Here is a 19,652-nt window from a genome sequence, read left to right as displayed (position 1 = left end):
GGTTACGCTGCGAGCGATCGAACGGTCGTCGGTATGAGCTGGTTGTCGAGAGCGAAAGACGTGGTGTCCCGCACCATCGGTGGGCGTTCCAACGAGACGCCCGAGACACGCGAGTCGACGTCCGACCGACCCGAACCCGAGACGGCGCAGGGGTACGTGCCGCCGGAAGAACTCGGTGGGGTGGTGCCCGACCGGGTCGTCGTGTTCCTCCACGTGCCGAAGACGGCCGGCACCTCCTTGCGCGACTTCATGTTCGACGCCATCCGCCCCGGGCTGCTGGCACCCGAACGGCACCGTTTCCCGACCGAGATGACACCCGACGAGGTCGCCGGTCTGTCGAACTACCGGGCGTTCGCCGGCCACTTCGACGTCGTCGATCTGGGTAAGTTCCCCGGTCCGCAGGCGGTGTTCACCGTGCTGCGCGACCCGGCCGACATGCTCGTGTCGCTCTACGACTTCTGGCGGGCCCACGATCCGGCGTTCATCGAGGAGCACGATCTCGTCGGCCCGCGCCTCGCACGCGAGCGTTCGTTCGAGGAGTTCGTGGGCGACGTCGATCAGCGCATCGTCCCCGATCTCGACAACACGCTGGTGCGCACGTTCACCGGACGCATCCGGTCGAACGAGCCGCTCGACGATCGTGAAGCGCTGCTTGCCGAGGCGATCGGGCGACTCGAGTCGTTCGCCCACGTCGGTCACGTGTCCGAACTCGAACGCACCTTCCAGTGGTTGGGCGGCGAACTGGGTGTCGACTCGGTGGTGCCCGAGCGACGCAGCAACGTCCGTGGACAATGGACGGCCGAGCACCTGCACAACGTCGACCGGACCGAGGTGACCCCCGCGGCTCGGAAAGCCCTGCGCCCCCTCACCGACCTCGACGACCGACTCGTCACCCACTTCTTCCCACCCACGACCCCCTGACCCGGACGCGCACCCGTGCCACCGGAGTCGGGTGATCTCCGGAAACGTCGACTCCGTCGCCGTTCCCTGTGACACCCGACCCGGTGCCACTAGGCTCTCGACGACGTGAAGCGGAATCCGATCTCCAGGGCGTTGCGGGGCCTGACCGCTCCCGTGCGCGGGTTCGCCGACCGGCGGGTCGACACCGTGACCCACGAGGTCCGGCAGCAGGCGGGGGAGCGACGCGACGAGGTCGTCGACGCCATCACCCGGGTCGATCAGGCGCACACCGCCCAGGTCGCCGAACTCTCGGCTCAGATCGCCACCCTGACGTCACGGGTCGACGAGATGTCGCAGATGGTGCTCGAGTTGCGAGCGACCAACGATCAGCTGCTCGCCGTCGTCGCCGCCTCGTCCGAGCGGCCCGACCCGGCGGCCGGTTGATGACGGCGGTCTCGCTCACGGCATCGCCTGCGCCGCGGGCGACGTTCGCCTGGACCGACACGCCCGAGCTGTCGGTCGTGATCGTCACGTACGGCACCGGACACGTGCTCGAACGCACGGTGACCGACCTGGCCAGTGCCCTCGAAGGCGACGACCTCGACGCCGAGGTGATCGTCGTCGACAATCCGCACCCGATCCGCGGCACGTGGGCCGGCGACCGCATCGCGCTGGCGACCGACGGTGTCCGACTCGTCCGGGCGTCGGAGAACCTCGGCTTCGGCGGGGGCAACGACCGAGGCGTGTCGATCGCTCGCGCCCCGCTCGTGTGCCTGCTCAACCCCGACGTCTTCCTCCGACCGGGCGACCTGCGCCGCCTCGTCGATGCGGCGCGTCGTCACGACGGCGACATCGTGGCGCCGGCCATGCTGTGGCCCGACGGCACCGTGCAGGAGTTCGGCTTCCGACTCCTCGCCGACGGTTCGACCCGGGCGGTCGAACAGCCGACCGACGACGGGTACGACTACTGCTCGGCGGCGTGCTGGCTGTTGCCGAAGGCGTTGTTCGACGAGCTCGACGGCTTCGACGAGGCGTACCACCCGGCGTACTACGAAGACGTCGACTTCGTGTTGCGGGCCAGGCAGCGTGGCCGGACGATCCATCTCGTCCACGACGTGCAAGTGGTGCATGCCGCCCACTCGGAGCTGTCGTCCGGCTGGACCGAGGCGGTGCCCGACGTGTCACGGCAGCGGTCGGTGTTCGTCGAACGGTGGGCCGATCTGCTCGCCGGTCGCCCCACCGAATAGCTCAGCCGCCGCGTCGGAGGAGCCGTCGCAGCGACGACGACAGTCGCACGGCCCGAGATCGCTTCAGCGCGTCGATCTCGCTGGTCAGCGACTCGTTCGCGTGGCGGAGCGCGTCGTTGGTCTCGTGCAGCGCCGCCAACTGCTCGTCACGGACACGCTGCTCGCCGGCGAAATCGATCGGCTCGTGCTCGACCGTACCGAGTGCGCCCGCACCGTCTCCCGGCACCGCCTCCACGACGAACTGGTACACGGACGAGTCGGGGTCGGCATCGACGTAGCGGAGGGCATCGGCCGGGTACGCGTCGTCGAGCGGCAGTTGGCTGGCGCCCATCGGGTGACGGACGGTCTCGACGCGGGTGGCGGTGAGACCGGCGTCGTCGAGCAGCGACCGCAGGCCCGCTCGGGTGAACCAGCGCAGGTGGGTCCGGTCGAGGAGGCCGACGTCCTGATAGTCCCATCGGCCGCTCAAGAGGTGCAGCCGGACGTCGACGTGCGACACGTTCGGGACCGAGATCACGAACCGGCCGCCGTCGTTCAACAGGCCGGTGAGATCGCGGAGCACCTCGTCGGGGCGACGGAGGTGCTCGAGAACGTCGCCGAGCATGACGACGTCGAACCGCTCGTGTTCGATCTCGCTGAGTCGCTGCACGTCGAGGTCGACGACGTGGCCACGTTCGATGTGCGGGTTCGACGCCAACTCGTCGGCATCGATATCGACCCCGACGACCCGGTTGCCGGCCGCGACGAGTGCTCCGCTGACGTGACCGTTCCAACACCCGAGTTCGAGGACCGATCGATCGGTCCCGATCATGTCGATCGCGTACTTGTGTGGATGGTTCGTGGTGTCGGGTCCGAAGGTCGTGTGGTAGCGGTCGTACGTCATGGCGGGGTCGAACCGAGGTCAGGCGGACGGGGTGGCCTCGAGCTGCGTCGTGTGCCAGCGGAACGCCGTCTCGATGATCTCGTCGAGGCCGTGCCGAGCGTTCCAACCGAGCAGTGCGTTCGAACGCGTCGTGTCACTGAACGTCGACACCGGGTCGCCGGCGCGACGGGGGACGATCCGGTGCGGCACCGGCTGCCCGGCCACCCGCTCGATCGCTCCGAGCACCTCGAGCACCGACGATCCGTTGCCGGTGCCGACGTTCACGGCGGTGGTGTCACCCCCGCCGGCGAGGTAGCCGAGGGCAGCGACGTGCGCAGCGGCGAGGTCGTCGACGTGGATGTAGTCGCGGATGCAGGTGCCGTCCGGTGTGGGGTAGTCGTCACCGAACACCTGCAGCTCCTGGTCGCCGGTCAGCAGGGCGCGGATGGCCACGGGGATCAGGTTGAGCGCGTACGTCCAGTCCTCGCCGATCGTCGCGTCGAAGCTGGCGCCCGCCGCGTTGAAGTACCGGAGGCTGACACTGCGGACGCCGTGGACGACGCCGTACCAGTGCAGGACCCGTTCGACTATCGCCTTGGTGTCGGCGTAGACCGACTCGGGGTGGATCGGTTGCTGCTCGTCGACGGGGACGACGGCCGGCGTGCCGTACACCGAGCACGACGACGAGAAGACGATCTGGCGCACGTCGGCGGCGAGCGCCGCGTCGAGCAGGCGGACCGTGCCGTCGACGTTGTTGCGGAAGTACTTGCCCGGGTCGGCCATCGACTCGCCCACGTTCTTGTAGGCGGCGAAGTGGACGATCGAGTCGACGTCGTGCTCGCGGCAGGTGCGGAGGACGAGGTCGTGGTCGGCGATGTCGCCGACCACCAGGGGAGTGTCGCCGACGGCCTCGGCGTTGCCGAGTTCGAGCGTGTCGTAGGCCACGACGCGTCGGCCGGCCTCTCGCAGTGCTCGGACCGTGTGCGAACCGATGTAACCGGCGCCGCCGGTGACCAGGATGGAGGATGTCACAGGGGGTGACTGTACCGTTCGGGCCGTGATCATCGGGGTCGTCGTGACGCATGCGGCTCCTGCCGCGCAGCTCACCCGGTGCCTCGACGCCCTCGTCGAAGACGGTGCGCTCGACCGTGTGATCGTCGTCGACAACGGCGGCGCCGCAGCGATCGGCGATCGCGACGCTGTCGACGTGATCCGCACCGACAACCGCGGGTACGGTGCGGCGGCCAACGAGGGGTTCTCGCTCGCCACCTCGATGGGCGCCGACCGGATCGCGTTGCTCAACGACGACGTGATCGTCCGTTCGTCGTGGCTCGCGCCGCTCGTCGACGCCCTCGACGCCGACGACCGGCTCGGTGCGGTGCAACCCAAGCTGCTGTTCGCCGATCGCGAACCGGCGACCATCAACAGCCTCGGCGTGCAGATCGACGACTGCGGGGCCGGACACGACATCGCCTACGGAGAGCCCGATCGAACGCCCGACCCGTTCGAGATCGAGGCGTTCACCGGGGGCGCAGTGCTGTTCCGGCGGACGTTCCTCGATGCGACCGGCGGCTTCGACGAGCGTTACTTCCTCTACTACGAGGACGTCGATCTGTCGGCCCGTGGCGGCGTGCTCGGGTGGCGGTACCGGTGCGTGCCGGAGTCGGTGGTCGATCACATCGGTTCCGCCACCACGTCGGCCTCGCCCGACCGCACTCTGTACCTCCAGGAGCGGAACCGGCTCTGGTGCACGTTCCGCAACGGTGATCGCGGCACGATCGTGCGTGCGAAGTGGTTGTCGGTGAGGCGGCTCCGGCACGACCCGAAGGTTGTCCACGCCAAGGCGATGCTGGCCGGGTTCGCCGGCGCACCAGTGCGCTTGTGGGAGCGCCGTCGTCGTTCAGGCTGACGTCGGCCGTCCCTGCTTGTCCTTGCCGGCGGCCTTCTGGGCCGCCTTCCAGGCCCGGACCGCCGCGAGCGAGGCCTCGTCGGCGCAGTCGGCGATCGTGCGGGGTTCGTCGTCGCTGAACACGCCGGCCGCCCGCTCCCAGCCGTCGGGACGGACGGCGAACCGTTTGGCGAGCAGGGCGATGAAGATCTTCGTCTTCTCCGGCCCGAACCCGGGGAGCGCACGCAAGCGCTTCGACAGCGTCGCTGCGTCGCACCCGTCGGCCCAGAGCGACGCGGCGTGACCGTCCCACTCGTCGGTGAGTGCGGCGCAGAGCGAACGGATGCGCTTGCCCATCGAGGCCGGGAACCGGTGGATCGCCGGCTTCTCGCAGCAGACGGTGACGAACTCGTCCTCGTCGAGCGCAGCGATCGTCTCCGGTTCGAGGTGTCCGAGGCGTGCGCGAAGCGTGAAAGGGCCCTTGAACGCCCATTCGAGCGGCACCTGCTGGTCGAGCAGCATGCCGATCATCAGCGCGTCGAAGTCGTCGTTGAGAAGGGCGTCGGCGGCGGCGTCGCCGGTGATGTACAGGTCGCCGGGCATCACGAGGCGGTCAGTGGCCGCCGCGCTTCACGCCGCCGTACTTCATCCGGGTGTCGCTCATCGACGCCGGACGTGCGTCGTCGTCGTCGATCGCAGCGTCGACCACCTCGCCGATGAACAGGGTGTGGGTGCCGAGGTCGTGCGCCTGACGCACCTCGCAGTCGACCCAGGCGATCGCCTCGTCGAATACGGGCGCTCCCGTCGTGGCCTCCCGCACCGCGCGTCCGTTCAGGGTGCCCTCGGCGTCGTCGTACGAGGCCGGCTTGGAGAACTTGACGAAGACCCGGGTGTCGTCGGCGTCCCAGAAGTTGACGGTGAAGCAGCCGCCCTCGCTGATCAGCCGATGGGTGACGGCCGAGTTGTCGACGCCGATCCCGATCAGGACGGGTTCCATCGAGAGCTGGGTGATCCAGCTCGTCGTCATGCCGTTGCGTTCGTCGCCGCTGCGCGACCCGACGAGCGCGAGCGCGTTCGGGATCTTCCAGGTGACTCGGTTGAGGAGTTCGTCGTCGAGTGGCATGCGCCCATACTGGCGCACGCGACCCGGATCGGTCACTCGGGCGGGGCGAGTTCGGTGTCGGTCGGGTTGAGGGTGACCCGATACGAGATCTCGGCGGGATCGCCCTCGTCGTACGCCTCCGACAGGCTGATCTGGCCGCCGTAGCGCTGCAGCAGCAGCACGGGGACCCGGTAGTCGGTGTCCCCGTATTTCGACACCTCGGCGGGCCGGTACGGTCCGTCGCTCGACAGCGGCACCTCGGCGGCGATCAGGACGTCGCCGTCGAACTCGGCCTCGGAGTAGAACGCCGCCAGTTGATCGGGCGTCACGCCCGGGGCGGCCGTCCACTCGAGCATGATCTCGATGTAGTTGAGGCCCTTGTCGGCGTCGAACGAATCGGGCGACCGCTCGATGAGACGCAGGCTGGCGTCGGCGAAGCTCGCATCGTCGGGGACCGGCATCGCGCCGATGAGCGAGTCGAGGATCGGGACGGGGACGATGCCGGGCGACACCTCGGCCGACAGATCGATGCGGTAGCCGCCCTGCAGCGGCGGCGCGTCACTGCGGTACGACGCCCCGGTGACGTCCTCGTCGCCCCAGACGAAGACGCTGTCGATCTCGGCGGGGTTGCCGTTGACGTCGGCAGCGGCGGTTTCGGTCGGCACGTAGACGTGGTTCACGGTGTTCGGACCACCGGGATCGCCCGGGTCGGACGTGGTGCTGTTCTTCCGCTCGTACCCGAGGTCGGCCATGATCGGATCCCAGATCTCGATGATCTGGACCGATCCGGGGCCGTTGTCGTCGAGATCGATGTCGACGTCGGGGATCTCGCCGTCGGGCGCGATGACGGTGTACTCGGTGCCGACGTCGTTGAACTCGGCATCGTCGGTCTGTCGTGCAGTGACCGTGTGGTCGACGCGGTACAGGACCGAACCGTCGGGCACGCCGATCTCGAGCGGGAAGCCGAGTTCGACGGCGAACGCCAGCGGGTCGACCGACGAGAGGTCGCCGATCTGTTCGACGAGGGTCGGCAGGGCCGCCAGGTCGAACTCGATCGGCTCCGGTGCCGGCATCGTGGTGGGCGCCGGGGGCTCGGTGGTCGACGGTGCGGTGTTCGACGGTGCGGTCTCGGGTGTGGCGGTGGTCGGCGGCGCCGTCGTGGCCGTGGCGTCCGTCGAGTCGCTCGTGTCGCTCGTGTCGCTCGTGTCGGTCGTGTCGGCGGTCGCCGCCGTCACCTCGCTCGAAGCGTCGTCACCTCCACCGCAGGCCGCCACAGCGACGAGCAGGGACGAACCGATCAGAACACGTGCAACCGCCATGGCACGACCGTAGGCGTTGCGCCCCCGCCGATCGGCCGGATTAACGACGAAAGGGGTCTCCGACCCCCTTTGGTTCGGTCAGACGATGTAGGGGTCGACGGCGTCGGGGTCGATGTCGTAGCGCTCGATCGCGTCCTGCACGACCGAGGCGTCGACCTCGCCGGCCTCGAGGAGCCCGGTGAGCACGGTGACGACGACGTTGCCGGTGTCGATCTCGAAGTGGCGGCGCAGCGCCTCGCGCGTGTCGGAGCGGCCCATGCCGTCGGTGCCGAGCACGTGGAACGGGCGCCCCTCCGGAGCGAACCGGGCGATCTGTTCCGGCACCGCCGTCATGAAGTCGGACACCGCGGTGATCGGACCTGCCGACTCGCCGAGCAGCTGGGTGACGAGCGGGAGCTCCGCGTCGCGAGACGGGTGCAGTCGGTTGGTGCGTTCGACGGCGAGTGCGTCCTCGCGCAGCTTCTTGTACGACGTGGCCGACCAGAGCTCGGCCGCGACGTCGTAGTGCTCGGCCAACTCGTCGGCCGCCTCGCGCGCTGCGGCGTGCGAGATGCCCGAGAACAAGATGGTGGCCCGCTTGTTCGGCCCCTCGGGCGCGTCGGCCCACTTGTAGAGGCCGCGGACGGCGCCCGCCTCGAACTCCTCTTCACGACCCTCGGGCAGGGCCGGCATCGGGTAGTTCTCGTTGTAGAGGGTGATGTAGTACATCACGTCGGGGTCGAGTTCGCCGCCGTTCTCTCGTGAGTCCTTGCCGTACATCCGCTCGATGCCGGCCTTGACGATCGCACCCACCTCGTAGGCGAACGCGGGGTCGTAGGCCTGCACGGCCGGCACGGTGGAGGCCAGCACGAGGCTGTGGCCGTCCTGGTGCTGCAGTCCCTCGCCGAGCAGCGTGGTACGGCCGGCGGTCGCACCCATCATGAAGCCGCGGGCGCGGATGTCGGCCGCCTGCCAGATCAGGTCGCCGATGCGCTGGAAGCCGAACATCGAATAGAAGGTGTAGAACGGCAGCATCGGCACGTTGCGGGTGGCGTACGACGTCGCGGCGGCGATGAAGCTCGACATCGAGCCGGCCTCGGTGATGCCTTCTTCGAGGATCTGGCCGTCGGAGTCTTCCGTGTACGACAGCAGCAGGTCGTGGTCGACCGGCTCGTACTTCTGGCCCTGGCTGGCGTAGATCTCGAGTTCCTTGAACAGCGAGTCCATGCCGAACGTGCGGCCCTCGTCGGGGATGATCGGGACGACGCGCTTGCCCATCTCCGGGTCGCGGCACAGGCTGCGGAGGAGTCGGGTGAAGCCCATCGTGGTCGACACGGCCTGCTCGCCCGATCCGCCGCGCATCTCGGCGAACGTGGCGTCGACCGGCATCGACAGGGGACGCCGGGCGTGGGTGGTGCGCTTCGGGATCGACCCGCCGAGCGCCTTGCGGCGCTCCATCATGTACTGGTACTCGATCGAGTCTTCCGACGGCCGGAAGTACGGCGGGTTGTCGGCCTGGATGAGGTCTTCGGGGATCTCGTCCTGGAGGTGCAGGCGCTCGCGCAGATCGAGGATCTGCTGCTTGGTCATCTTCTTGATCTGGTGCGTCGCGTTGCGACCCTCGAAGCCCTCGCCGAGGGTCCAGCCCTTGACGGTCTTGGCCAGGATCACCGTCGGGCGGCCGCTGCCCAGGTTCTCCATCGCGGCCTTGTACGCCGCGTAGAGCTTCTTGTAGTCGTGGCCGCCGCGCGGCAGGTTGCGGAGCTCGTCGTCTTCGAGGTGCGACACCATCTGGCGCAGGCGCGGATCGGGGCCGAAGAAGTTGTCGCGGATGTAGTCGCCGTTCTCGACGGCGTACCGCTGGTACTCGCCGTCGACGGTCGTGTTCATCTTGTTGAGGAGGACGCCGTCCTTGTCCTGGGCGAGCAGCTCGTCCCACTTGGAGCCCCAGATGACCTTGATGACGTTCCAGCCGGCGCCGCGGAACACGGCTTCGAGTTCCTGGATGACCTTGCCGTTGCCTCGCACCGGGCCGTCGAGGCGCTGGAGGTTGCAGTTGACGACGAAGACGAGGTTGTCGAGCTGCTCGCGCGACGCGAGCGAGATGGCGCCGAGCGTCTCGGGCTCGTCGCACTCGCCGTCACCGAGGAACGCCCAGACGCGGCTGTCGCTGGTGTCGTCGAGTTGGCGGTTCTGCATGTACCGGTTGAAGCGTGCGTGGTACAGCGCCGTAATGGGGCCGAGGCCCATCGACACGGTCGGGAACTCCCAGAAGTCGGGCATCAGCCGCGGGTGCGGGTACGACGAGAGACCGCGGCCGCCGCGACCGATCTCACGCCGGAAGTGGTCGAGGTCGTCCTCGGTCAGGCGGCCCTCGAGGAAGGCGCGTGCGTACACACCCGGGGCGGCGTGGCCCTGGAAGTAGACGTGGTCGCCGGGCTTGTCGTCCTTGCCCTTGAAGAAGTGGTTGAAGCCGATCTCGTACAGCGAGGCCGAGCTGGCGAACGTCGACAGGTGGCCACCGATGCCGTCGGCGGCCTTGTTGGCCTTGACGACCATGATCGCCGCGTTCCACCGGATGAAGGCACGGATGCGGCGCTCGATGTGCTCGTCGCCGGGGAACCAGGGTTCCTGCTCGCGCGGGATGGTGTTGACGTACGGCGTGCTCACCGTCGCCGGGAAGCTCACGCCGTTGGCGTTGGCCCGGCTGAGCAGCTGCGAGAGGAGGAAGCGGGCACGGGTCTTGCCGTGTGTCTCGACGATGGCGTCGAGTGAGTCCAGCCACTCCTGGGTTTCGGTCGGATCGATGTCGGGCAGCTGGTGCACGTAGCCGTCGAAGATCATGCGGCCCATCATCGCAGGGTTACCGACGGGTACGGCACGGACCGTCTGGAAACGGTTTCATTTCACACGATCGAGACGCTGTGTCTGCCCGGTGACGGTCGATGCCGGCCGTCGCGGCGGCGTGTCAGCGCTGGCGTGTGTCGAGCACTCGCTGGGCGGTGTGGCCCTCGAACACGTCGCCGACCTCGCCGAGCAGGTCGACCACGACGTGGCTTCGGCTGTGCGTCGACACGCACAGCAACCCGTCGGCGTCGGGGGTGAGGAACGCGGCGTTCGCGACGACCTCGCCGACGCCGAGGTTGAGGTTCGACGCAGTGGGCCGGTCGGCGGTGCACGGATAGGCGGTGAAGTGTCCGGCCGCCTCGGCACCGACGCCGGTCAGGTTCACGATGGCGCCGCCGGCGGTCTCGCCGAGTTCGGGGCCGAGGTCGATCTCGACGGTGCTGCCGGCGGCGACCTTCGTCCCGTCGAGGTCGTCGCGTGAGTCGAACAGCCGCCGCGGCAGGTCGACGACGACGCCGGACGCCTCGTCGAAGATGCCGAACAGGTCGACGACGACGTGGGTCGTGGTCGTGGAGCGGAGGCAGATCTCGCCGTCGGCGTCGGGTGCGACGACGACCAGGTTCGGCGTTGCTGCGGCGCCTGCGAAGTTCACGTTCGAGTGGTCGGCGTCGACACCGCAGGGGGTGACGGTGATGTGGCCGAAGTCGGTGCCGGCGACCGACGTGACGTTGATCGCCACGGCGTCGGGGTCGCCGGTGAAACCTGCGGCCGACCGCACGTCGTCGACGTCGAGTCGGAGGGTCTCGCCGCCGCCGAGCGGTGCACCGGCGGTTCGGGTGTCGTGCCACCGGGTCGGTCCGACGGCGTTGAACCCGGCATCCGACGCGAAGGTGCCGGTCACGTCGACGACGAGGTTGGTCTGGGTGAGTGTCGTCAGGCAGAACTCTCCGTTGGCATCGAGCGGTGCGAGGGCGGTGTGGGCGACCACCTGGCCGCGCGAGTAGTTGTGGACCGAGGTGGTCGGTGCCGGCTCGTCGCACCGGTGGACCCCCAGGTGGCCCGACCGGCGGGGGTGGGTCGTGGTCAGGTTGACGGTGGCGGCGACGGCACCGTCGGCGTCGGGGACGCGGATCCGCGTCGTCGATCCGTCGGCGACGGTGGTCGCGGTGCTGTCGACGGCCGACTTGATCAGGCTCGAGTACAGCGCCGCGCCGGTGGTATTGAGGTGGATGGCGTCGTAGGTGATGCCAGGCCGGTTGGCGGCGGCCGCCCAGTCGATCAGCGTCAGGTTGGCGTGGCGGTCGAGCGCTCGTTCGAGATGGTCGTTGACGGTGGGGAAGTACCAGTAGTACGGCTGCACCTGCCGCCATGCTGCGCCCGAGATGTACTGCGGGTCGATCTCTCGCAAGGTCACCCAGTAGACGTGCTTCACGCCCGCCGCGGTGAGCGTGCCGATGATCGAGTCGATCGAGCGGTCGAAGCGCTCCGGGTCCCAGTACGGGTAGTTGTACCCGCCGGCGATGACGACGTGATCGCCGAACCACTGCGGGCTCACGGCGAGGCGGTACTTGACGAAGTCGTTCTCGAGCTGCTCGACGAAGCGGGCGGGCTGGCCGTCGACGTTGACCTCCCAGTCGGCCGGGAAGGCGGCGGGGATCGCCGATCGGGCGCCGAGTCCGACCGAGTCGGCGAACACGGCGACGCGTTGCGAGCGTGGCGCCGCCTCGGTGATGCGTTCGGGTTCCGACGCCTGGCCCGACGCACCCGCGGTCGAGACGCCGAGTCCGAGCGCGGCGATGGCGATGGTGGCGAGGACGCGTGTGGCCCTCACTCGACCCACCAGCCGGTCGTGTCGAACACGGTTTGTCCAGCGTTGATGGCGAAGAGGCACAGCGTGCCGTCCGAGGTGGTGCCCGTCGTGACGAAGTTGGCGAGCGTTCGCCCCTGGAGTGCGTTGACGTTCGAGTTGGTCGGACGGTCGCCACACGACCACGCCTGCAGGTGGCTGTTGCGCATCGGCGCGACCAGCGTGATCGTCCCGGTCACCGCCTGGGCACCCATCGGCGCAACCGTGACCTCGAGGGTCTGTTCGAGTCCGTGGATCGGGTACCAGCCGCCGGTCGCGTCACGGGTGTCGAGCATGCGGGTCGGCGTCGCCGGCTGGAACGCCAGCCGGCCGCTCTCGCTGAACGTTCCGGTTAGGTCGACGACCAAGTCGACCAGACTGAACGAGTCGAGACAGATCGTGCCCTCGTCGGAGACCGGGATGTAGGCGCTCGATGCGATCACCTCGCCCGGGAGGTAGTTGAGCGTGGCCGTGTTCGGGATCGGGTCGAGGCAGGGGTGCGCAGTGACGTGACCGGGTGCCGAACCCATCACAGCGGTGATGTTGACGGCGACCGCCTCGGCGCCGTCGGGGACGGGTAGCTCGAGACGCCGGTTCGCAGTCGTGTCACGGGTGTCGATCAGACGCTCGAGTTCCGGTAGTGGCGTGAACCGGAGTCCGTCGTCGACGAACGCAGCCTGCACGTCGACGATGACGTCGGCAGCAGCATGGCTGTACACGCAGAACGTCTTGTCATCGGTGAGCGGGGTGATCGTGACGGCCCCGCGGTCGCCGGTCGAGTAGTTCGTGAACGACGACGACTCGATGCCGGCGGTACACGCGTTGGCGCCGAGGTGGCCGGGGCCGGCGACACCGGCGGCGGTCACGTAGGCGGCGACCGCGGTGGCGTCGGACGGGACGACGTCGGACACGTCGACCTCGATCGTCTGTCCTGCGCTCAGGCGGCCCGGTGGGTCGGTCCGGGTGTCGAGCACTCGTTCAGGGCCGATCGGCACCATCTCGGACACGCCACCGGTCGACGTCGGGATCGGCGCGGCGAGACCGACGTCGGTGGCGCGACCGAGTGAGGCGGTGATCTCCTCGGCCATCCAGAGCGAGCGATTCCGATAGCCCGTCGGGGACAGGTGGGTGTGGTCGGACGAGTAGTTCCCGGTGGCGTACATCACCGACGGCCAGTCCCACGTGTGGAAATCGGGGTGCTCGCTCGCCATCCGGTCGAGGGCGTTGTTCCAGGCGTCCATCGAGACGCGGTTGTAGGGGAAGCGGGTGATCTTCGGCCACCAGATGCGCTTGCCTGGGCCGATCGTGTCGACGAGGTGCTTGATCGCGTTGTACGAGCACTGGTCGATCGTCTCGTTCCGGTACTGGCACAGCCCGGCATCGTTGGCGCCGAAGTTGACCACGACCGCATCGGGGTCCCAGCCCTGCGACTTCCACAGGTCGATCCAGTAGCTGGCACGGAACGTCGTGCCCACGCCGAAGTAGCCGGTCGAGTAGCCCTCGCCGGCGCGGGCGCGAATCGGCCCCCACCCCTGCTCGGCGAGACGGGTCGGCAGGTCCGGCCCGAAGGCGAGCGAACCGACCATCACCGAGTCGCCGATCACCGAGATCGCGCCGAGCGGTCCGTCGTTTCCTCGAACGATCTCGATGGGCGCCGCCTCGACCGGGTCGGGGTCGGCGGCGACACCGATCGCCACGGTCGTCGTGGCCACGATCGCCATCGCCACCCACACCGCTCTCCGTCGGACCCGCCCGCGCCTGCAATCGTGCATGAGACCACAAGATACTGCGACCGACTCCTACACTCCGAGCAGATGGCCGGCACCGTGACCACTCCTGCTCCCGGCACCGCGCCCCGCATCCGGTACCAGCCGGCGCTCGACGGGGTGCGTGCGCTGGCGGTCGTCGCCGTGCTGCTCTTCCACGCCGGCGTCCCGGGCTTCGACGGCGGCTACCTCGGCGTCTCGGTCTTCTTCACCCTCTCGGGGTACCTGATCACCTCGCTCCTGATCGCCGAGTTCGACACCAAGGGCACGATCGACCTGCCGGCGTTCTACGGGCGGCGCATGCGTCGGCTGCTGCCGGCGAGTGTGCTCACGGTCGGTGTCATCGTCGTCCTGTCGTCGATCACCGACTGGTTCGACGGCGTGAGTTCGTTGCGTCCCCAGGTGATCGGCTCGCTGTTCCAGGTCGCCAACTGGGTCCTGCTCGCCGGTGACGGTTCGTACCAGGAGCTCCTCGCCGAGACGAGTGGCACGCCGTCGCCGCTCGAGCACTTCTGGTCGCTCGCGATCGAGGAGCAGTTCTACTGGCTCTGGCCGCTCGCCATGCTGTTCCTGCTCCGACGTGTCGGCCCGCATCGCAGCCGCACGATCGCGATCGGTGCGCTCACCGCGCTCGCCGCCGTCGTCGCGCCCATCATCGCACAGGTGTGGGGTGCCGACGCGGCGTATTGGGCCACGCCGGCACGCCTCGCCGAGATCCTGGTCGGTGCGTTCCTGGCGATGCTGCTCGGCCGGCGGCTCGACCTGCCGTCGTGGCTCGCGTGGTTGGCGCCGCTGGGTCTGATCGTGTTGTCGGCCTCGGTCGTGCTCTTTCCGACGGTCGGTGGCCCTGCCTACGAGGGCGCGCTCCCGCTGGTCGCCGTCGTGTCGGGTGCGCTGCTGGTCGGTCTGCAGGTCGACGGGCCGGTGCGGGCGGGGCTGTCGATCGCGCCGCTCGTCTTCGTCGGCAAGATCTCGTACGGCGTCTACCTCTACCACTGGCCGATCTATGTCGTGCTCGACGCCGACCGCGCCGGGTTCGACGGTGCACCGCTGGTGTTCGTCCGTCTGGCGCTCACCTTCGTGGTGGCCGTCGCGAGCTACTTCTTCTTCGAGCAGCCGATCCGGCACGCGACCAAGGTCGGATTCCGGCCGACGTTGATCGCGTCGCTCGGTGCCACGACGGCGGTGGCGGTGGCGTCGGTCGTGCTCGTGCCGACCGCGCTCGGCAACTACTGGGAGTCCGACGACCAGACCGCCGAGGCCGCGGCGATCGAGACCGACGACACGACCCCGCTCGTGCCGATCGTCGCCACCACCGCGCCGACGTCGCCGGTCACCACACCGTCCGACGAGAGCAACACGACCGACGGGAGCACACCGGTCGACGGGAGCACCGCCACCGATCCGCCCGGGCCGGGGAGCACGTCGGTGCCGTCGGCCTCGGCCACCACCGTGCCGGCGCCGACCACCGTGCCGCCGCTCCCCGAACTGGCGAGGCCGGTGCGTGCCCTGATGGTGGGTGACTCGACCGCCGAGGCGATCGGCGCCGGGCTCGTGTCGTGGGCGGCCGCCAACCCCGATCTCGCCCAGGTGCAGACCGACGTCGAGCGAGGCTGCGGATTCGTCGTCGTCGGCGAACGAGCCGTCGGCGAGGGGTGGGAGCAGACCCCCGACCGCTGCGTCGCCTGGGTCGACGACCGTGTCCCGGCCCAGGTCGCCGAGCTGACCCCCGACGTCGTCGTGTTGATGGTGACGCCCTGGGACGTCATCGATCACCGATTCGACGGATCGACCGAGAGCACCCCGTTCGACCCGGAATTCGAGGCCGAACTCGTCGAGGCGTACGGCGGGATCGTCGGCGATCTCGTCGACGCCGGCGTGTCGTCGATCGTCTGGGTCGAGCCGCCGACGCCGAACCCGCTGTGGATGAGTCGCGAGGCGCCGCAGGCCGACCCGGCCCGGTACGAGGTCGTCGGGCGCGTCGTCACCGAGCTGCAAGGCCAATACCCGCAGCTGCGGATCCTCCCGTTCGCGGCGTGGCACGCGGCCGAGGGCCTCGACGACGACAAGGAGATCCGGCCCGACGGTGTGCACTGGACACCCGACGTGTCGCGGCTGATCTCGGAGAACTACCTCGGTGAGCAGGTCATCCGGGCGGCACTCGGCTTGCCGTTCTCCGGGCCGACCAACTGAGACCTGAACGGAGACTGTGATGGACGATTCGACGATCACCGTGTACACCGACGGCGCCTGCTCGGGGAACCCCGGGCCCGGCGGATGGGGATGGGCGGTCGCCCCCGACGGCGAGCCGCACGGGTCGGGTGGCGACGACCGCACCACCAACCAGCGGATGGAGTTGCAGGCGGTGCTCGAAGCCCTGCGGGCGCTCGGCGTCGGCAGCGAGGCCGGCCACGTCGAGGTCGTGTCCGACTCGACCTACGTCGTCAACTGCTTCCGTGACGGCTGGTGGAAGAACTGGCGCCGCAACGGGTGGAAGAACTCGAAGAAGCAACCGGTCGCGAACGCCGACATCTGGGAACCGTTGGTCGACCTCGTCGAATCGGGCGACGTCACGTTCCGCTGGGTGAAAGGTCACTCGGGCGACCCGATGAACGATCGCGTCGACGCCCTCGCAGTCGCCGCCGTCCCCGCCAAGTAGTACGGCGACGAACCCCGCGCTTCACCCGTCGGCCGCCGGTGCCGATGAACCAGGGTGACGTTACGGACGTGTGACGATTCGATACGATTTTCCGACGTGATCCGTCGGTCTCTCTCCCGCGTCGTTCGCGCCTGCGTGCTCGGCGGTCTCGTCGCTGGTGCTGCGGTCACCGTCCCGTCCACCGCGGTGCAGGCCGAACCGAGCGGCGACGACACCGTGATCGCGTTCCTCGCCCGCGGCGTCGGGTTCGGGCACGGACGCGGCATGTCGCAGTGGGGCGCCTACGGGCGCGCACAGGCCGGTCACGACTACACCGAGATCCTCGACCACTACTACGGCGGCACCTCGATGGGCACCCGCACCGGCGACATCAGGGTGCGACTCACCGACTGGGACGGGCGCGGCACCTTCGGCGTCGTCAGCACCAGGGGCAAGGCGCGCTGGGCCGGCGCGAGCCAGTCGTCGGCCAACGACTACACCTCGCTCTATGCGGTCGAGACCTCGTCCAACACCTTCGACGTGTACGGCATCGTGTCGAAGCAGAGCTGCCCGTCCGGTTCGGTGGCGACGGTGCCCGAGAGCCTCATCACGTTCGGGATGACCAACAGTTCGGCGGTCGAGCAGATGCAGCGCGTGCTGCGCGATCTCGGCCACGACCCCTCCTACATCGACGGTGACTTCGGCAACCTCACGAAGGCCGCCCTGCACTCGTTCCAGGAAGCGCAGAACCTGCCGTCGGGCGGCACGGTGTGGAACCAGGACGACTGGGAACGGGCGAGCGAACTCCTCGCCGATCAGTCACCGACCACCTGGACCAAGCTGAAGTCGGGCGTCGCCGGCCCGATCACGTTCAGCACCACGGTGGCCGACGACACGGCCGTGCCGGGCGACGTGCTCGGCGCGTGTCAGCCGGACGGATCGCTCACCCACTACCGAGGCGACCTCGAGTTCTGGAACACCGGCGACGGCAACCGGGTCGTGAACGAACTCGACACCGAGCTCTATCTCCGCGGCGTGGTGCCCAAGGAGGTGTCGGCGAGCTGGCCCACCGAATCGCTCAAGGCGCAGTCGGTCGCCGCCCGCTCGTACGGCCTGACCCAGAGCCGGTACTCGTACGCGTCCACCTGCGACACCAGTTCGTGCCAGGTGTACTACGGGGCGGCCACCCGCGGGGGAGCGACGAGTTCGTCGTTCGTCCCGGTCGAGCACGCTCGAACCAACTCGGCGATCGCCGCGACCGCCGGTGACGTGCGGGTGTGGACGGGCACGAACAACCTCGTCTCCACCGAGTTCTCGGCTTCGAACGGACCGCGGACGGCCGGTGGGTCGTTCCCGTCCGTGAACGACCCGTTCGACGACGTCGAGCCGAATCCGCTGCACCAGTGGACGAGGGTCATCGACGCCGACTCGGTCATGTCGCGATACGGCCTGAGTTCGGCCGATGCCGTCGCGACGGTCAACGACCCGACCACTCCGTACGACGGCATCTGGGACAACCGGGTGTCGCTCGGCAACGGCAACTACCGCAGCGCCTGGAACTTCCGGGGCGACTACGGGCTGCCGTCGCCCGGATTCGAGCTGGTCCCGATCTACCGCTCGATGACGAACGCCGCCGACTTCGCGTACATCGGCGACTCGATCGGCACCGGCATGGCGCTCGGCTCGTCGTCCGAGTTCCAGGTGCTCACCGACGAGGTGTTCGACGCCGAGATGTACTCGTCGGTGTCGGGGCGCACGACCGCAGAGGGCGTGGCGGTGGCCGAAACCGTGCCGATGGGCACCGATCTCGTCGTGGTCGAACTCGGCTACAACGACACACCCTCGAAGATGCCGGAACGCATCGACGCGGTGATGAGCGCCCTCGCCGACCGCCAGGTCGGGCTCGTGGTGTGGCCGAACCTGTCGACGCGTCGGAGCGGCTACGACTACGCCTCCACGAACGCCGCGCTCGACGCTGCCCGCTCCGACTGGCCGAACCTGGTCGTCGCCGACTGGAACGCCCACAGCGGCCACGCCTCGGCGCACCGCTGGTTCCAGAGCGACGGCGTGCACCTGACGAGCACCGGCGACGCCGAGTTCTCGCTGTTCCTCCGCGACCGCATCCTGCAACTCCTCGGCGACGGATACACACCGCCGCGCCGCCTCGGCGCGCAGCAGACGCTCGAGGTGCCGGTGCTCGGCGTCGGCGCCGTGCCGGCGTCGGGCGTGTCGGGCGTCGCCCTCAACGTCACCGCCGTCCGGGCGTCCGCCCCCGGCCACCTCACCGTCTGGCCGTGCGGTTCGCCGAAGCCCGAGACCTCGTCGGTCAACTTCGTGGCCGCTGCGGCGTCGCCGAACGCCGTCGTCGTCCCGGTCGACGAAACCGGCGCGATCTGCGTGTGGTCGCTCGTCGCGACCGACCTCATCGTCGACGTGTCGGCCTGGTTCGGCGACAGCGCGTCGATGGAAGCCGCACAGGCCCGGCTGATCGACACGCGGGACGGTACCGGGACGCCACAGCGACCGCTGCCGGAAGGTGAGCGCCTCGAGGTGCCCGTGCTCGGCGTCGGCGGTGTCCCGGCGTCGGGTGTCTCCGGCGTCGCGCTGAACGTCACCGCTGCCCGCCCGACCGCCGACGGCCACCTCACGGTGTGGCCGTGCGGCTCAGAGCGCCCCGACACCTCGTCGGTGAACTACCTCCGTGGCGTCGCCTCCCCGAACGCGGTGGTGGTGCCGGTCGACGAGACCGGCACGGTCTGTGTGTCGACCCACGCCGAAACCGACGTGGTCGTCGACGTGTCGGCGTGGTTCGCCGACAACTCGTCGATGGGCGCGGCCGCGGCCCGGCTGATCGACACCCGCAATGGCACCGGCACGGCGGAGCGGAGCCTGCCGGCTCAGAACCAGCTCGAGGTGCTCGTGCTCGACGTGGGTGGTGTGCCCGGCTCCGACGTGTCCGGCGTGGCGTTGAACGTCACGGCCGCCCGTCCGACCGCCGACGGTCACCTCACGGTGTGGCCGTGCGCATCGGCGAGGCCCGAGACCTCATCGGTCAACTTCGTCAACGGGGTCGCCTCGCCGAACGCCGTGGTCGTGCCCGTCGACGGCACCGGCAAGATCTGCGTCTGGACGTACGCCCGAACCGACGTGCTCGTCGACGTGTCGGCCTGGTTCGGCGCCGGCGCCTCGATGGGTGTCGCGTCCGACCGCCTCGTCGACACCCGCTTCGGCATCGGCCCGCAGCCCGGCTGACGCGCC

The 19,652-nt window shown here is 69.1% G+C and carries 15 protein-coding genes; 7 read left to right on the top strand and 8 right to left on the bottom strand.

From position 1 onward, the window contains the following. Positions 1 to 33: 33 nt before the first annotated feature. The 3 genes from BDK89_RS14290 (at position 34) to BDK89_RS14280 (ending at position 2,147) form a co-directional block, all read left to right on the top strand. The gene (locus tag BDK89_RS14290) at positions 34 to 921 is read left to right on the top strand and encodes a sulfotransferase family protein (RefSeq protein ID WP_133869583.1); all 888 of its coding nucleotides are present in this window, start codon (positions 34 to 36) and stop codon (positions 919 to 921) included. Positions 922 to 1,026: 105 nt separating this feature from the next. Then, the gene (locus tag BDK89_RS14285) at positions 1,027 to 1,344 is read left to right on the top strand and encodes a hypothetical protein (protein ID WP_133869582.1); all 318 of its coding nucleotides are present in this window, start codon (positions 1,027 to 1,029) and stop codon (positions 1,342 to 1,344) included. Then, positions 1,344 to 2,147, top strand: a complete 804-nt coding sequence (locus BDK89_RS14280; protein WP_133869581.1) for a glycosyltransferase family 2 protein — start codon at positions 1,344 to 1,346, stop codon at positions 2,145 to 2,147. The genes BDK89_RS14285 and BDK89_RS14280 overlap by 1 nt, the downstream gene beginning before the upstream one ends. 1 nt (position 2,148) lies before the next feature. Here the strand turns inward: BDK89_RS14280 and BDK89_RS14275 are convergent, their stop codons facing one another. Both BDK89_RS14275 and galE read right to left on the bottom strand, forming a co-directional pair. Further along, a complete protein-coding gene (locus BDK89_RS14275; RefSeq protein ID WP_133869580.1) occupies positions 2,149 to 3,030 on the bottom strand; it encodes a class I SAM-dependent methyltransferase in 882 nt (293 codons plus the stop codon). 18 nt (positions 3,031 to 3,048) lie between these two features. Beyond that, the gene (gene galE, locus BDK89_RS14270; protein WP_243839176.1) at positions 3,049 to 4,041 is read right to left on the bottom strand and encodes a UDP-glucose 4-epimerase GalE; all 993 of its coding nucleotides are present in this window, start codon (positions 4,039 to 4,041) and stop codon (positions 3,049 to 3,051) included. 25 nt (positions 4,042 to 4,066) lie between these two features. On the opposite strand from galE, the gene BDK89_RS14265 reads away from it, so the two are divergent. Next, on the top strand, positions 4,067 to 4,918 hold the full coding sequence (locus BDK89_RS14265) for a glycosyltransferase (protein WP_166657586.1): 852 nt from the start codon (positions 4,067 to 4,069) through the stop codon (positions 4,916 to 4,918). Here the strand turns inward: BDK89_RS14265 and BDK89_RS14260 are convergent. The 6 genes from BDK89_RS14260 to BDK89_RS14235 form a co-directional block, all read right to left on the bottom strand. Further along, complete coding sequence (locus BDK89_RS14260) at positions 4,910 to 5,500, bottom strand: HhH-GPD-type base excision DNA repair protein (RefSeq protein WP_133869577.1); 591 nt, start codon at positions 5,498 to 5,500, stop codon at positions 4,910 to 4,912. The genes BDK89_RS14265 and BDK89_RS14260 overlap by 9 nt on opposite strands. A 10-nt stretch (positions 5,501 to 5,510) precedes the next feature. Next, entirely contained in the window at positions 5,511 to 6,020 is a 510-nt protein-coding gene (locus tag BDK89_RS14255) for a flavin reductase family protein (protein WP_133869576.1), read from the bottom strand. 32 nt (positions 6,021 to 6,052) lie between these two features. Continuing rightward, a complete protein-coding gene (locus BDK89_RS14250) occupies positions 6,053 to 7,318 on the bottom strand; it encodes a hypothetical protein (protein ID WP_133869575.1) in 1,266 nt (421 codons plus the stop codon). A 78-nt stretch (positions 7,319 to 7,396) separates the two neighbouring features. Next, complete coding sequence (gene aceE, locus BDK89_RS14245) at positions 7,397 to 10,141, bottom strand: pyruvate dehydrogenase (acetyl-transferring), homodimeric type (protein WP_133869574.1); 2,745 nt, start codon at positions 10,139 to 10,141, stop codon at positions 7,397 to 7,399. Between the two features lie 124 nt (positions 10,142 to 10,265). Further along, the gene (locus tag BDK89_RS14240; RefSeq protein WP_133869573.1) at positions 10,266 to 11,975 is read right to left on the bottom strand and encodes an SGNH/GDSL hydrolase family protein; all 1,710 of its coding nucleotides are present in this window, start codon (positions 11,973 to 11,975) and stop codon (positions 10,266 to 10,268) included. Continuing rightward, a complete protein-coding gene (locus tag BDK89_RS14235; RefSeq protein WP_166657585.1) occupies positions 11,972 to 13,702 on the bottom strand; it encodes an SGNH/GDSL hydrolase family protein in 1,731 nt (576 codons plus the stop codon). The genes BDK89_RS14240 and BDK89_RS14235 overlap by 4 nt, the downstream gene beginning before the upstream one ends. Before the next feature lie 102 nt (positions 13,703 to 13,804). On the opposite strand from BDK89_RS14235, the gene BDK89_RS14230 reads away from it, so the two are divergent. From BDK89_RS14230 to BDK89_RS14220, 3 genes are all read left to right on the top strand, one after another. Further along, positions 13,805 to 15,949 carry an acyltransferase family protein gene (locus tag BDK89_RS14230; RefSeq protein ID WP_133869571.1) on the top strand — a complete coding sequence of 715 codons (2,145 nt, stop codon included), beginning with the start codon at positions 13,805 to 13,807 and terminating at the stop codon, positions 15,947 to 15,949. Positions 15,950 to 15,968: 19 nt separating this feature from the next. Then, positions 15,969 to 16,415: a ribonuclease H family protein gene (locus BDK89_RS14225; RefSeq protein WP_133869570.1), complete on the top strand. Its 447-nt coding sequence runs from the start codon at positions 15,969 to 15,971 to the stop codon at positions 16,413 to 16,415. Between the two features lie 96 nt (positions 16,416 to 16,511). Continuing rightward, positions 16,512 to 19,646, top strand: coding sequence for a SpoIID/LytB domain-containing protein (locus BDK89_RS14220; protein ID WP_133869569.1), 3,135 nt, complete (start codon positions 16,512 to 16,514; stop codon positions 19,644 to 19,646). Positions 19,647 to 19,652: the final 6 nt, after the last annotated feature.

This window comes from Ilumatobacter fluminis (assembly GCF_004364865.1).
Lineage (GTDB): Bacteria > Actinomycetota > Acidimicrobiia > Acidimicrobiales > Ilumatobacteraceae > Ilumatobacter > Ilumatobacter fluminis.
This window is presented reverse-complemented; position numbering and strand designations above follow the sequence as displayed.

Bases quoted from the DNA above. Each gene is read 5' to 3' on its own strand.
- BDK89_RS14290 (WP_133869583.1), top strand. From the start codon at position 34: ATGAGCTGGTTGTCGAGAGCGAAAGACGTGGTGTCCCGCACCATCGGT.
- BDK89_RS14280 (WP_133869581.1), top strand. From the start codon at position 1,344: ATGACGGCGGTCTCGCTCACGGCATCGCCTGCGCCGCGGGCGACGTTC.
- BDK89_RS14275 (WP_133869580.1), bottom strand. From the start codon at position 3,030: ATGACGTACGACCGCTACCACACGACCTTCGGACCCGACACCACGAAC.
- BDK89_RS14260 (WP_133869577.1), bottom strand. From the start codon at position 5,500: ATGCCCGGCGACCTGTACATCACCGGCGACGCCGCCGCCGACGCCCTT.
- BDK89_RS14255 (WP_133869576.1), bottom strand. From the start codon at position 6,020: ATGCCACTCGACGACGAACTCCTCAACCGAGTCACCTGGAAGATCCCG.
- BDK89_RS14250 (WP_133869575.1), bottom strand. From the start codon at position 7,318: ATGGCGGTTGCACGTGTTCTGATCGGTTCGTCCCTGCTCGTCGCTGTG.
- aceE (WP_133869574.1), bottom strand. From the start codon at position 10,141: ATGATCTTCGACGGCTACGTGCACCAGCTGCCCGACATCGATCCGACC.
- BDK89_RS14230 (WP_133869571.1), top strand. From the start codon at position 13,805: ATGGCCGGCACCGTGACCACTCCTGCTCCCGGCACCGCGCCCCGCATC.
- BDK89_RS14225 (WP_133869570.1), top strand. From the start codon at position 15,969: ATGGACGATTCGACGATCACCGTGTACACCGACGGCGCCTGCTCGGGG.